Consider the following 14,581-nt stretch of genomic DNA (forward strand, 5'->3'; position numbering starts at 1 on the left):
TTTTATCACACCACAACCATGATTCGCCTACTGTTTTTTTTACTACTCATTCTTACAGGATCATCGGGTCAGTTCCTCTCCGCACAGAACAGGATACGGCCCACTGTGCCTGTTCCTAATGGTTTTGAAATCAACAGTTATACGGGTAATCTCTATCATCGGCGTACGGATTTAAACATTCCGGGTCAGGGCTTACCCATAGACATTACGTTCTCTTACAATGCAACCCGGCGGAGCCGAAACTGGGGAATGGGTAAAGGCTGGACCTTTACTTACAATATGGCCTATTACACCGATAACGCGAGTATCTGGATCGAACGGGCCGATGGACGTCGGGATTTCTATCAAAAATCAGGCTCAGCCTATGTTTCTCCAACTGGTATTTATGATGCGCTGAAAGAATATGAAGCGGGCAAATTCTACGTTCAGACCAAAGACGGCCTGCGCTATTACTTTGAGAATGCCACTCACAAGCGCCTGACACGCCTACAGGATGCGAATGGCAACCAGATCAGCCTGACCTATACGGATACGTTACTGACCAAGTTGACACATAGTTCTGGTCATATCCTGAACTTTAGCTGGACCAGTGGCCGTCTAACTGAAATCAAGGATAATACTTGTTCGCCCGAACGGAAGATCGCTTACCAATACGATTCCTACGGCAATCCGTCCCAAGTCACTAATCCCATCGGCGATTTTGTCAAGTATTATGCCGATTCAACGGCCCGGCTGGTCGGTTATACGGATGAAGGTGGCAATAATATGAGTATTTTTTATAACCGGAATGGAGCCGTTTCCAAGGTCGTTTCCTGCGCTACCAGCCACACATTCAGTTACGTACCACGGCAGTTGAAAACCTTTGTGGCCGAGCAGGTCAACGGCCAAACGGTGGTTACCACTTATGCATTCGATGATAAAGGGCGAGTTACCTCAAAGCACGGCAATTGCTGTGGATTTAATCTGGAGTACAGCTACGATACCAATAATAACGCCAGTCGCCTGACCGATGGAAATAAGAAATCGACGGTTTATACGTACGACAGCAATGGCAATGTCCTGAAAGAGATCGATCCTGCCGGAAATATAACAACGTATACCTACGAGCCTGCCTTTAACAAAGTCACCAGCCTGACCGATAAAAGCGGTAATGCTACGACGTTCAAATACGACGCCAGGGGTAATCTCATTGAAATCGATAAGCCGTTAGGCGTAACCGAGAAGTCGACCTATGATACGAAAGGCAACCGGCTTAGCTATACCAACCCCACTAATTTTACGACTGTTTATGCCTATGATAGCAACGGTAACCTGACCAGACTAACTGATCCCGAAGGGGGAATACGAACGTATACGTATGACTGTTACGGCAATCAGCTTACAGAAACAGATCCCGAAAATCATACAACAACCTATCAATACAATGCCTTGAATCAGCGCATTAAAATGACCGATGCGCTAGGACAGGTGACTACTTATACCTATAACAAACTCAGACTGCTGGCCTCTGAAACCAATGCGCTGGGCAAGACAACAAGCTATACCTATGATGGTCTGGGTCGGCGAATCAAGACTACGCTCCCACTCGGCAATGCAACTTCTACAGAATACGATGAGCAGGGAAATGTTACGAAGGAAATCGATGGCAAGGGTAATAGCACCATCTATACCTACAACAGCCGAAAGCAGCCACTGTCTATTACAGATGCGTTAGGGAATACGATTTATTATGAGTATGATGACGCCGGAAATAAGGTAAGCGAAACAGACAAAAACGGTAATACAACCCGGTTTACCTACGACGATCTCTATCGCCTGGTTAAAGTTACGGATGCGTTGGGTGGGGCAACAACCTATAGTTACAACGCGATAGGGAATCGTACGGCCGAGATCGATGCCAATGGTAACACGACAGCTTATAGCTATGATGCGTTACAGCGACTGACTAAAAGCACAGATGCACTCAACTATTCAGAACAATATACCTACGATGCTATAGGCAATCGGCTGACTGTTAAAGACAAAAATGGTAATGTAACAACTACGACCTACGATAAGCTCAATCGCCGAAAAACCATTAGCAATGCTTTGGGTGGAGTGACCAGTTTCACCTATAATTCCACAGGAAGGATTATCGTTGAAAAAGACCCACTAAACCGAACTACATCGTATGCCTATGATGCCCTAAGTCGCTTGGTAAAGATAACCAATGCTCTTAATGAAGCCACGGCATATACCTATGATGCGATTGGCAATGAAAAAACGATAACCTATCCTAATGGTAAGGCCGAAACCAATACATACGATGATAACAGTCAGTTGCTGACAACGACAGATCAAATCGGGACTGTCATCGTTTATACCTATGACAGTAATGGGAATATAATCACCGAAAAAGATGGCAATGGAAATACAACCTCGTTTCAGTTTGATGCCCTTAACCAACTGATAAAAACCACGTACCCCAATCAAACCACAACCCAGATTGCCTATGATACCAATGGAAATAAAATCAAGGAGACCGATCAAAAAGGCAACGTTACACTCTTTACGTATGATAAACTGAACCGGACAACCAGTATTACCGATCCGTTAGGACACAACAATCGGTTTGCTTACGACACCCAAGGCAATCTCATTAACGTCATTGATGGCAAGGGAAATACAACCTCCTATACCTACGACAACCGGACTAAACTCACCTTGCAAACGTATGCCGACGGTTCAACCAAACGGTTTGCTTATGATGCACAGGGAAGCCTAGCGGAAAAAACGACCGGGATCGGGACAAAAATTCAATACAAATACGATGCACTCAATCGACTGATCGAACGTCAATATCCTGGTAATGTAACCGAAACGCTCGACTATGATGCGGCAGGCTATTTGGTGAAAGCCACAAACACTAATGCCACAATTACGCTATCATACGATGCAGCAGGCCGATTGCTCAGGGAAGACAACAATGGGAAGGCAACAACGTATGCCTATAACACGTCTGGCAAGACGAAATCCATCGACTATCCCGGTGGCACGAAGATCGTGTGGCAACTGGACAATCGGGAACGGCTAATCGAAGTCAGAAGAAATAGTACGCTACTGGCTGGCTTGCAATATGACGGGGCAGATCGGCTCACAAAAAAAACGTTTTCAAACGGCACGACTGCTAATTACGGCTACGATGCCATGAGCAACCTGCTTAGTCTGACAGCCACTCCTGCTACGCAACTCAATATTCGGTATCAGTACGATCCCTCTGACCAGCGAATACTAACCGAACGTTTACACAAGCCAACACGCTCGGAGAAATACGGGTATGATGCTACGTTTCAGTTGAAGGACTTTGCTACGGGGCAGTACAGCAATAACCAGTTAACGCCATCCATATCGTATCAATATGCCTACGATGCGCTGGGTAACCGTACCATGGCAAAAGAAGGTTCAACAGAGAAAACCTATACCGCAAATTACGTCAATCAATATACGGGTATTAAGACCAACGGAAGCAATGCTCCGCCTACCTACGATAAAAACGGCAACCTGGTTAGTGACGGCAGCAACACCTACGAATACGATCCTGAAAACCGTTTACTCTCGATCCAGAATGGCACCACAAAAGTCGCCTATACCTACGATGCCCTGGGCCGACGAGTTAGCCGGACACTAGGCGGAACCACCACCCGCTATTATTACGATCTGGACAACGTCATTGAAGAAAATACCAACGGCATAATTAAAAGCCTTATTTACGGCTCGGAGATTGACCAGATCCTCTACGTCAACGTTGGCAGCAATGATTACTATTATCAGACCGATGATTTAAACTCAGTACAGGCAATTACTGGTGCTTCAGGCAATCTGCTAGAATACTATACGTACGATCCATTTGGCGCTCCTCATATATTCAATGCAGCAGATGTTGAATTAACGATTTCTACTCTCAATAATCTGTTATACACCGGCAGACCTTACGAGTTTACGTTCAAAACCTATAACTACCGCAATCGGGAGTTAAATCCGACGCTGGGGCGCTTTGCCCAACGAGATCCATTTGAATATGTTGATGGGCTTAATAACTATTCTTATGTAAATAATAATGTAACTAATGCAATTGATCCGTTGGGATTAGTGAATTGGAGTGGTGTTGGAAGTGCAGTTGGTGGAATAGTTTGGAGTGGAATTGGTGCTGCCACCGGAGTTGGATTGAGTAGTACAGGTTTAGGTGCCATTGTTGGGGTTCCTTTAGCTGGTGTTTCAGGCTATGAACTGGGAGCGAATCTTGGCAATCTTTGGGATGCTCTCAACGATCAGGAAGCAACCAGCACAGGATCTTTGGCAAAAGATATTGTTAATGCGGTTGATCCATGTAATGGTAATTATCAAAAGGCCGCCGAAGCATTTGATGTCTTAAAAGATTTTGCTTCACTTGGTGGAGGATTATTTCGAGGTGGAGTCAAATTAGCCGAAAGAACTTTTGAAAGGAAATTAGCTCAAGAGGCTACAGAAGAGGTTGAAAAAAAATTAGTTAATGAAGGTGTATATGAGTTTACAGCAGCTTCAGGCAAAAAATACGTTGGTCAATCTTCTGATATAGCAAAAAGGCTTGAACAACATCTTGCTTCAGGTAAGTTATTACCGGGTACACCTGTAAAGACAACTGAAGTTCTTGGAGGGAAAACAGCCAGAGAAGTTGCCGAACAACTACGAATAGATTCTCTGGGAGGAGTCAGGAACTTAGAGAATATACGTAATCCGATTGGACCCAAAAGACAACATTTATTACCTAAGGTATCACGATAAGATGAATAATAATATTGAAATTCAGCATGGAATATATGGGCCAAAGGCTGTAATAAAATCTAAATGGCATGAATCTTTTTTAGACGAAATTCTAAGTAAAGAAGTGAAAGAATTAGAGATAAACGATGGAAAAGGCTGGAATGGGGACGATGTAAATTTCTTGAAATATTTACCAGAATTAGAATCTTTAACTCTTATTGATTTAACGCTAAAATCCGTCGAGCCAGTTCATTTTCTAGAAAATTTAATTAGACTGGAGTTGATCACATATAGTAAAACGCCCGTTTTTTTTGGCTTGTTCCCAAAGCTTCTAGATTGTGGTTTTGAATGGATCACGGGGTCAGACTCTCTTTTTGAAAGAAGAAATTTAAAAAAACTTTACATAAATAATTTAAAAAAAAACGACAGTAGCATTTTCTCCAGTTTAGCAAACCTTCAACACCTTTCTATTTTAAATTCTAAATTAGAAAATCTTCATGGCATCTTTAGTCTAAAGAATTTACTTTACTTAAGATTAGCTAACTTAAATAAAGTAACATCTATAAAAGATATAGGAAATTTGAGTAATCTTGAAGAGTTAGAAATACAAAGATGCAAACACATAAATTCTATTTATGATATTTTTAACTTATTTAATTTAAAACGTTTATTGCTTTTAGATATGGGCGATATAGAAAGCATCATAGGATTAGAGAGTCTTGTAAATTTAGAATCATTTCTGTTTTACGAATCCACCAATATAGTTGATGGAAATATATCGCCACTTCTAAAGTTAAATAATCTAGCCAATATTTCCTTTAAGAATAGAAAACATTATACACATAAAAGAGAGGACTTTGGGGCCTTATATATTCAAAAAACTTTACAATAAAATCTCCATGCGATGTTTAAATATTAATTCATGAATTAATATACTCACAACGATGAAAGGTTTCTACTGGATATTATTTCTAATCTTTGCCGCATCGTTGAGTTTTGCTCAAACGTCGACGCCACTGTGTAATCCGGGTGATCTGGATGGAAAACCCGGTTGCCCCAGTGGGGATTGTTCTGATAATTCTAAACCTTCATTTTCCATCCCAGTTCTCAGAGCTTCGGACCCGAATGAGATTATTGGTCGGGCCGGTTACGATAGCCTCCTTCGCTGGGTGTCTGTTAAGCAGAACCTGGAGTATAAAGTCCTGTTTGAAAACAATCCAAATTTTGCGACAGCTCCCGCCCAGAATGTGACCATCTATGTGCCTATTCACGAAAAGCTTAATCCATCTTCATTACGTATCAGCGATTTCGGTTTCGGAAGCTTTAACTTCTCCGTTCCGCCTAACACCAGCGTATATACCAACCGGCTGGATGTTCATGACAGTTTAGGTGTTTTTGTTGATGTCACAGCGGGTCTTGATGTCGCCAATCGGCGGGCTTTCTGGATTTTTCAAAGCATTGATCCCGCAACTGGATTAGGTGCCACGTTACCAGCTAATATTGGTTTTTTACCCGTCAACGACAGCTTAAAACATAACGGTGAAGGGTACGTTACGTTCTCTATTCTCCCCTTAAGCCGTAGTGTGACCAAAGACACAACATCGGCGCGAGCCAGTATTATTTTCGACATCGAAGAAACGATTGCTACCAACCTGTGGAAGAATACGATTGATGCAGGTGCGCCGTCCAGCCAGGTTAAGCAACTTCCAGCCCAGTCAGGCTCGGCAACTGTTACTATTGCGTGGGAAGGTCAGGACGATACGGGAGGCTCCGGTATTCGGGATTATGATTTGTACGTCTCCGAAAATAATGGTCCGTTCTCGGCCTATAAGACTGGGTTGACTGGTACAACGACAACTTTCATGGGGAAGCTTGGGAGCAGTTACCGTTTCTATACACTGGCTAATGACAACGTAGGCAACAAGGAGGAACCTCCTGCAAGTGCTGATGCCCAAATCACCATTGGTTGTGTTACGCCTTCAGTCAGTATTAGTCTCTCAAGTGGAACACTAGCCTGCGCTTCCCGCACGGCAAGCTTATCGGCGATTGGGGTGGGTAGCGCTCGCTGGTCAACAGGAGCCACCACAAGCACGATCAGCGTCAGTGTCGCGGGAACCTACTCAGTAACATTAACCAGTCCTGGTGGGTGTACTGCTACGGCTAGTGCAGTGGTTAGTGCGTCTCAGGCTGCTCCTTCGGTTAGTATTAGTCCTTCGAGTGCCACCTTAACCTGTGCTTCTCCCACGGCGAGCCTATCAGTGATTGGGGTGGGTAGTGCCCGTTGGTCAACAGGAGCTACTACGTCCAGTATCAGTGCAAGTACTGCGGGGACCTACTCGGTGACCTTAACTAGTCCTGGCGGGTGTACCGCCACGGCCAGCGCTACTGTAGGAACAGCCTTCAATTCGATAATAAGTACTGTGAAAAATGGCAGTTGGGACGATCCCACTACCTGGTCATGTGGCCGCGTCCCGGTGGCTGGTAATTCAGTTGTAATTCAGCACGTAGTTAGTATCCCAGCAAGTTATATGAGTTCAGCACTGACCATCCGCTACAGTATTGGGGGACGATTGGTTTTTGGGGTGGGTAGTAAAATAAGATTAGGATTTTGAACCTGCATATAGGCACTTAGTCCAAAACCGACTTTCGAGTAGGATTCGAATAAATACTATAATGCTTTGAATTCACTCTGAAAATAGAATTCGAAGTAGAAATCTACACTTATTTCTACCCTTACTCCTATAATATCTAAATATACATTATTAGACTGTGGTATTTTTATGATCACATAGCTAAATATAGGATTGAAAAAAGGGGGATTTCCCCATCCTAAAATGGGTATTTTGCCCATTGCGTATTGGCATAATATATATCAAATTACACCCGATTTCGGTAAAATTTCAATTTTTTATTAGTTAGTATATATTTTTACAACATATAACTCAGCTATCTTCTTTAGAGATGTTGTCTTGTATAATATAGAGATAACGCCCTCTTTTTATTGAAAATAATCGAAGCAAATCCATGATCCTGAGCGATAACGAAACCAAAGTAGATCTCCTCAATAGTGAAGCTATTGCTCAGACGATTGTCAAATTGATAAGAGAGCGACCAGAACGTCCAATCACAATTGGAGTTCATGGTGATTGGGGAGCAGGCAAATCAAGCGTGCTGGAAATGATTGAAGCTGGTTTGGAACCTGACAAAGAAATAGTTCTCTGCATCAAGTTTAATGGATGGCGTTTTCAAGGTTTTGAAGATGCCAAAATTGCTTTAATTGAAGGCATTGTCTCCGAGCTGATTGATAAAAAATCCCTATGGAGCAAAGCAAAAGACGAAGTCATAGAAATTTATGAGCGTATGGATTGGTTAAAAGCGGCAAAAAAAGCAGGTGGCTTTTTATTGACAGCTTTTACTGGTATTCCTTCTCCAGAAGTAATTGGGACATTTATGTCAGGTCTACAAGCATTCGCTGATGACCCATTCAAGTTTGCAACACCGGAAAATGCAAAGAATTTAGTTGAGCAGGCCAACTCCATTCTTAAACCAAAAGAAGCTGGTAAAAACGTACCAAAAGAAATATCCGAATTCAGAAAATCATTTGATAAACTCCTGAAAGCTGCTGGAATTGAGCAATTGGTAGTTCTGGTGGATGATCTTGATCGCTGTCTGCCTGATACAGCCATTGAAACGTTGGAGGCTATACGCTTATTTATTTTCACAGGAAAAACTGCTTTTGTTATCGCAGCAGATGAAGGAATGATCGAGTATGCCGTACGCAAACATTTTCCAGACTTCCCGGACACATCATTGAATCAAACCTATACACGAAATTATCTGGAGAAGCTTATCCAGGTTCCCTTCAAAATTCCCATTTTAGGAGAAACAGAAACCAAAATTTATGTCACCTTACTTCTGGTGGGCGCGGAGATCGGTGAATGTGATGAATTTAATACCCTTATCAATATAGCTCGTGAACGCTTAAGAAAACCCTGGGAAAATCTTCCTCTGGATTCAGTGACAATCAAAACTGCATTAGGAGAGAAAGCCACAAAAGTGAAGAATGCGTTGGCACTTAGTGATCAGGTCGGCCCCATTTTAGCAAGTGGTATGAAAGGGAATCCTCGCCAGATAAAACGTTTTTTGAATACATTACTTTTAAGACACTTGACTGCCGAAGCCAGAGGTTTCGGCTCCTCAATTAATCTGCCAGAAATGGCAAAATTAATGATTGCTGAGCGTTTCATTCCGCATCTGTTTGAGCAAGTTGCAGTAAGCGCTGCTCAGTCTTCAAATGGCATCTGTAAAGAACTCGGCTTACTGGAAGCATTAACCCAACAAGCAACGGCAGAAAATGCTCCTGTTCAAAGTATAGAGTCTAATCAGAAATCTTTCCCAAAAAAGAAAGAAAAAGAGAACCAGGATAATCTTCAGTTTGATAACATTCTTCCTCTCGAATGGGCTGCATCAGATATAATCAAAGAATGGGCTAAAATTAAGCCCTCTCTGGCAAACGTCGATTTGCGCCCTTATCTGTTTGTAGCCAGGGAGAAAAAAGACTTCTTTGGCACATCAAGTTCTCTAGGCCATCTGACATTATTGATTGATAAGCTGTTCGGCGGTAGATACGCTGTTCAGACTTTAGAGCCTGACATTAAAGCTCTTTCCGAAAGAGATGCACTGCGCATTTTTGAAGAGATGCGATCTCGAATTCTTAGTAATTCCAATTTTGATAAAGAACCAGAAGGAATTATAGGACTTACCTTGGTGATAAAATCTCATCCAGAACTTCAAGATAAGCTAATCGAATTGTTAGAAAGTTTGCCGGCGCAGAAACTGGGGCCTTGGGTTATAAAAGGCTGGGATGGAGTAGTCAGTGGGGAAGCTGCTCGAAGATTTGACAAATTAGTATCGACATGGGCATCAAGCGGTAGCCCATTCTTAAAAGCGGCTTCACTTAATGCCCAAAAGGTAAAAAGAACGAATTAATGGGTACTTCAAGTTCATATGGGGGCCCTAAGGGCAATACTCCTCTTGTGCCTTCATGGTTAGGATCAGGTAATCTACCGGACAACCCTGGTGGAGAACCAAATAATAGCGGTGGAACAGACGTGCCTTCTACTGGAGAGCACCCAGAAGGAGAAAGTGGTCTCTCTAATCCAACAGATGGCCGACCAGTAGGAGCCCCCTTCCCTGATCCTCCTGACAATTCATCTCCCTCCGATCGGTATAGACAGGCTAGAACAAATTTTTCACGATTTGCAAAGTCAGCAGGTAGCGGGAGTGGCTCATTGGGAAGATCTGTTTCGAGCTATGTTTCTAGAGCTTCGGGTGGCGCACGGAAGGCTGCTCAAAAAATGGGATCTTCTAAAGCGACCACTGTCGGTTTAGTCAATTTTCTAAATTCGGTAAGAACAGAAGGTCTACAAGCTACTCTAAACACCTATAATTTAGGACGTCTGATTGGACAATCTCTTGAGGATATATTTTTAGGATTAGTCGATTACATCTGTCCAGATGGGGGGAGTGTAGATGAAGGTATTGCACGAAACGCTTTTATTGAAACGATAGCAGATCTGGCAGAGCAAGAGGTTACCGATTTAGACGCTTTGACGGCAGAGCAAATTCAATTAGTCGTTGAGTTATATGCTACTCGTGCTATTGAAGCACGACTATGCAATGATATAGGGACAAAGATCTGCATTGCGCCTGAGAATTTACCTTTGGTAGAGCGTGCTCAGGAGCAATTACACGACTTTATCCGTCGGGGTCTATCCGATGCATTGAATAATATTAAGGGCACATTTACCGACCTTACAGCAATTGATACAACAAAGTTTGTTGATCAAATTTATCTTGAGGCATTTACGATGTTGCAAACATTAGGTGAAATTGAAAGCGACGCGGAATGAGAAAACACTTGATCATCGGAGCCTTCGGCCCCAAAGACGATTTTAAGATGCCCCTGGCTCCCAACGAGGCTATTACCTTATTCCCGCTGATTGTGGGTGAGAACACATTAAACTTCGGTATCTCAAACGCACTAAATGATTTGTTACGCCTGGGTGTTTATCCAACTGAAATCGGGTTGGATATGCTTATCGTAGCAGCTCATATCTATGCCGCCGATACACGTATATCAAGAATAAGTGAATCTCAGGATACATGGACGAGAGAGTTGCACCTTATCATCCCTGTGAGTGATGTAGCTGTATGGAGTAACGTATCAGCTCATTTAGTTAGGCTATTAAATTTTTTAACCGGTGATCGGTGGGAAATTGAATTCAGGTCCAGAACATCCGCTCTCGCTTCTATTATTTCCCAAAAACCAGAGAATCAACCTAATCCGCCCTTTACGAAGCTTCAACTCTTTTCAGGAGGGTTGGATAGTTTAATTGGAGCAATCAATAATCTTGAAGCAAGTGATGTCATTCCCTTATTAATCAGTCATGCAGGGGACGGCGCAGCAAGCGATGCTCAAAAATTCTGTTACGATGCACTCAAGTCGCATTATTCATCAAAGCCATTTGATCGTCTGAGGCTATGGATGAATATTTCTAAGGAGACTTTTAAAGACACTGGAATGGAAGATACAACCCGAGGCAGATCATTTTTATTTTTTGCTTTGGGTATCTTTGCTGGCACTGGTTTGAATCATCCATTTGTTTTAGAAGCGCCGGAAAACGGTCTTATTGCATTGAATGTACCGCTTGACGTATTAAGACTAGGATCATTAAGCACTCATACTACACACCCTTTTTATATCGGCCTATGGAATACCATTCTTACAGAACTTGGTATCGATGGCCGAATTGTAAATCCTTATTGGGATCATACGAAAGGGGAAATGGTTGCTCAATGTAAAAACCCTGTTTTACTTGAAAAACTTCTGCCCCGCTCGTTATCTTGTTCTTCTCCATCAAAAGGCCGATGGAAAGGATTGGGTATAGTGCATTGTGGTTATTGTCTACCCTGCTTAATTCGGCGAGCTTCTGTTAAGAGTGGCGCTTTATTCAAGGATAGTACCGTCTATTCATTAGCCGATCTTACTTCACGAAATCTGGATTCGCTGCAATCTGAGGGACACCAAATAAGATCATTCCAACTAGCTGTCAGAAGAATTAAAAGAAACCCCGCTTCAGCAAAGTTGTTAATTCACAAATCTGGACCTCTCCCTCAAGATACCTCAACTCTCCTAAAACTCACTGACGTTTATAAAAAAGGTATGATGGAAGTGGATGGGTTATTACAAGGGGTTGTCACAGAGCCGAAAGAATAATGTATGAATATATCTTTAGTTGATTATCATTGCCATTTGGATTTATATCCTGACTTCGAGCGTCTTGTTTCAGAATGTGAACATAAGCAAATTTATACTTTAACCGTTACAACTACACCTAGAGCATGGCCTAGAAACTTTGCTCTAACTAAAGATTTAACTTTTGTACGTGCGGCATTAGGATTACACCCTCAGTTAATCGAACAATATGCCAACGAATTAAACCTTTGGGAACAATACTTACCACAAGCAAAATTTATTGGAGAAATTGGCCTGGATGCCGGACCTGGATTTTATAAATCATTTGAGAAACAAACCGCAGTTTTTGATCATATAATAAAACAATGTTCAAAATACGGTGATAAAGTTTTAACGATACATAGCGTAAGGTCCGCTTCTCAGATTTTGAATATTCTTGAGAAACACGCTCTGCTTAAAAACAACAAAGCAGTACTTCATTGGTTCAGTGGAAGTTTGGCAGAAGCTAGGCGTGCAATTAATATGGGGTGCTATTTTTCTATAAACTTACCGATGGTCTCCAATCCTAAAAATATTGATTTATTGAATATAATACCGAAACGTCTAGTATTAACCGAAACTGACGGCCCCTTTACAGTAACTAATGGTGTGGCTCAAAAACCAGAAAATGTTTTATTATGCCTCGATAAAATATCAACTCTTTGGAACCAATCGATCCAGGAAACTAAAATGACAATAGTCAACAATCTAGTTGCTCTGGAGAGTTGAATTATTTAGCATTCTGGTTCAAAACGTCCAATTCATTAAAAGCAATCGTTTTTCGATCCGCTTCAACGTTTGGAACACGCCTTCATCAACCGGTAACTGGCCAAACACAAGATTTTTGAAGGAGCCGTGGTAGGTGCTCCGTAATTCCGGCCAAACGCGGTCTAAATCGGCGAACAATAAGGCCTGGGCAGGATGATGATACAGCCAGTCTTTATTGTTGCGAAAGCTGATTTCATCATCCCGGCCTACTTTATGGAGCATAGCGTCAAATGCTTCAGAATCAAAAAATACCGAAAGATCAGTTTGCTGTAGCAATTGATGCAGATCATACACGTGGCGAATTTTATTCCGCAAATCCACGATTGGTCTGTCTGTATAAGAAAACCGAACCAGGCTCATAATTTTTTCGCAAAGTGTACGCGTTGGCGCTAATAGAGCTACTTCAAACGGTAGCAAATTATAGGCAACGGCTAATTCGTTCTGGCCACTCGCCTGCATCATCTGATAGATAAACGAACTGACATGTCCCGTCGTCACTGGCTCCGATGAACCCAGCCAACTCGATTCCACAATAATCATATCGCGTACCTGGCCAAACTCCCCTGTAAACAGCCGCGAATATGAATGGGCTGTTTTGCGGATCATCCCCTTCTTATTCGTAATCCCAGTTACATCCATTTCAGGCAGGAATTCGGAAACGGCGTTGCTAATGCATTTGAGCCGTTCTTTGAGTTGATTGGCCGACAGAGAGGGATCTTTTAAAAGAACCAGATCGATGTCTTCTGAAAAGCGATTGATGAACGAGAAGCATTTGGATAAAGCCGTTCCTCCTTTAAAAACCGTGCATTCGGCCAACGGCCCCGTAAAAATGCGTTGCAAGGCCAGCGTTACCCAATAGTCTTTCTCAATATAGATTTCGGGTAGGTTCATCTGCTGAGCGGTAATGGTGACCGCATCTGCAAAGAGTTCAGGATTTTCGTGCAGCTTCATTGAATATTCCAGTCAGGTGCGTTTGGCAGTCGGCTATCGTCAATACCCAAGTCAAACGTCGTTAGCGGATTAAGGCTATCCCGTAGTTTATCGGTGCCTTTCGGCAAATTCAAATCGGTCAGAATAGCTCCCAGTAAAGCTCTCAATCGTGGTGGATAAGCCAACGCATAATCAACCATCAACTGACGTTGCACAGGTTTAAGCTCTTTTATCCGGCTTTTGAAAATAACAAGCGCATTGCTAATATCAATGTCAGGGATTTGTTTGAGGTCTTTCATCGCATCCAGAAATCCCAATAACGAATAATTATCGTTGGTGACATCGATATAGCTTTTAACCGCAGTCGCTTTAATAGCCCCCGTATTGACAAAAATGCGTCGATTGCGACTGGCAATTTTTATAACTGCCGGAACCTGGGTTGTTAGCCCTAGTTGGTTATAGAGATAGTCCCCCGTAATGTAAGCCGTTCGCTTGCCGTTTTGATAGAGATACGGCTTGAGAAATTGTTGTTCGTCCGGTTTTTTCTCACCAAAGACTGTTCGTTTCGGCTTATAGAAGATACCCTTAGCCAGCTTTTTGATGGCACCCTTCTTTTGCAGGCGTTCAAGGGCCTTAGCAGCTGCCAAATAATCCTGTTTAGCTATAGCCAATTGGCCATACCCAAAGCTTATATCCTCGGGTAGTTTATCAATCTGTTGTACAATGGTCTGAGAGAGCTTAGCCATGTTTCTAAGATAGCATGACTATAAATATTTGTCAAGTTTTTTGATCAAAAAACTTGACAAA

The 14,581-nt window shown here is 42.4% G+C and carries 9 protein-coding genes; 7 read left to right on the forward strand and 2 right to left on the reverse strand.

Going from position 1 to position 14,581, the window contains the following annotated elements; translation table 11 throughout:
• Window positions 1-18: 18 nt before the first annotated feature.
• The 7 genes from GO755_RS20515 to qatD all read left to right on the forward strand — a co-directional run bounded on the left by GO755_RS20515 (window position 19) and on the right by qatD (window position 12,805).
• Window positions 19-4,800: an RHS repeat-associated core domain-containing protein gene (locus GO755_RS20515; RefSeq protein ID WP_198174880.1), complete on the forward strand. Its 4,782-nt coding sequence runs from the start codon at window positions 19-21 to the stop codon at window positions 4,798-4,800.
• 1 nt (window position 4,801) lies between these two features.
• On the forward strand, window positions 4,802-5,671 hold the full coding sequence (locus tag GO755_RS20520) for a leucine-rich repeat domain-containing protein (RefSeq protein WP_157587152.1): 870 nt from the start codon (window positions 4,802-4,804) through the stop codon (window positions 5,669-5,671).
• Window positions 5,672-5,723: 52 nt separating this feature from the next.
• The gene (locus GO755_RS20525) at window positions 5,724-7,391 is read left to right on the forward strand and encodes a DUF7619 domain-containing protein (protein WP_157587153.1); all 1,668 of its coding nucleotides are present in this window, start codon (window positions 5,724-5,726) and stop codon (window positions 7,389-7,391) included.
• A 412-nt stretch (window positions 7,392-7,803) separates the two neighbouring features.
• Window positions 7,804-9,768: a Qat anti-phage system ATPase QatA gene (qatA, locus tag GO755_RS20530; protein ID WP_157587154.1), complete on the forward strand. Its 1,965-nt coding sequence runs from the start codon at window positions 7,804-7,806 to the stop codon at window positions 9,766-9,768.
• Window positions 9,768-10,691 (forward strand): Qat anti-phage system associated protein QatB, encoded by a 924-nt coding sequence (gene qatB, locus GO755_RS20535; RefSeq protein WP_157587155.1) that lies wholly within the window; start codon window positions 9,768-9,770, stop codon window positions 10,689-10,691. The genes qatA and qatB overlap by 1 nt, the downstream gene beginning before the upstream one ends.
• Window positions 10,688-12,058, forward strand: coding sequence for a Qat anti-phage system QueC-like protein QatC (qatC, locus tag GO755_RS20540; RefSeq protein ID WP_157587156.1), 1,371 nt, complete (start codon window positions 10,688-10,690; stop codon window positions 12,056-12,058). The genes qatB and qatC overlap by 4 nt, the downstream gene beginning before the upstream one ends.
• A gap of 3 nt (window positions 12,059-12,061) precedes the next feature.
• Window positions 12,062-12,805: a Qat anti-phage system TatD family nuclease QatD gene (gene qatD / locus GO755_RS20545; protein WP_157587157.1), complete on the forward strand. Its 744-nt coding sequence runs from the start codon at window positions 12,062-12,064 to the stop codon at window positions 12,803-12,805.
• 18 nt (window positions 12,806-12,823) lie between these two features.
• Here the strand turns inward: qatD and GO755_RS20550 are convergent, their stop codons facing one another.
• Window positions 12,824-13,795: a nucleotidyl transferase AbiEii/AbiGii toxin family protein gene (locus GO755_RS20550; protein ID WP_157587158.1), complete on the reverse strand. Its 972-nt coding sequence runs from the start codon at window positions 13,793-13,795 to the stop codon at window positions 12,824-12,826.
• Entirely contained in the window at window positions 13,792-14,520 is a 729-nt protein-coding gene (locus tag GO755_RS20555) for a DUF6088 family protein (protein WP_157587159.1), read from the reverse strand. The genes GO755_RS20550 and GO755_RS20555 overlap by 4 nt, the downstream gene beginning before the upstream one ends.
• Window positions 14,521-14,581 lie beyond the last annotated feature (61 nt).

This window comes from Spirosoma arboris (genome assembly GCF_009754945.1).
Lineage (GTDB): Bacteria > Bacteroidota > Bacteroidia > Cytophagales > Spirosomataceae > Spirosoma > Spirosoma arboris.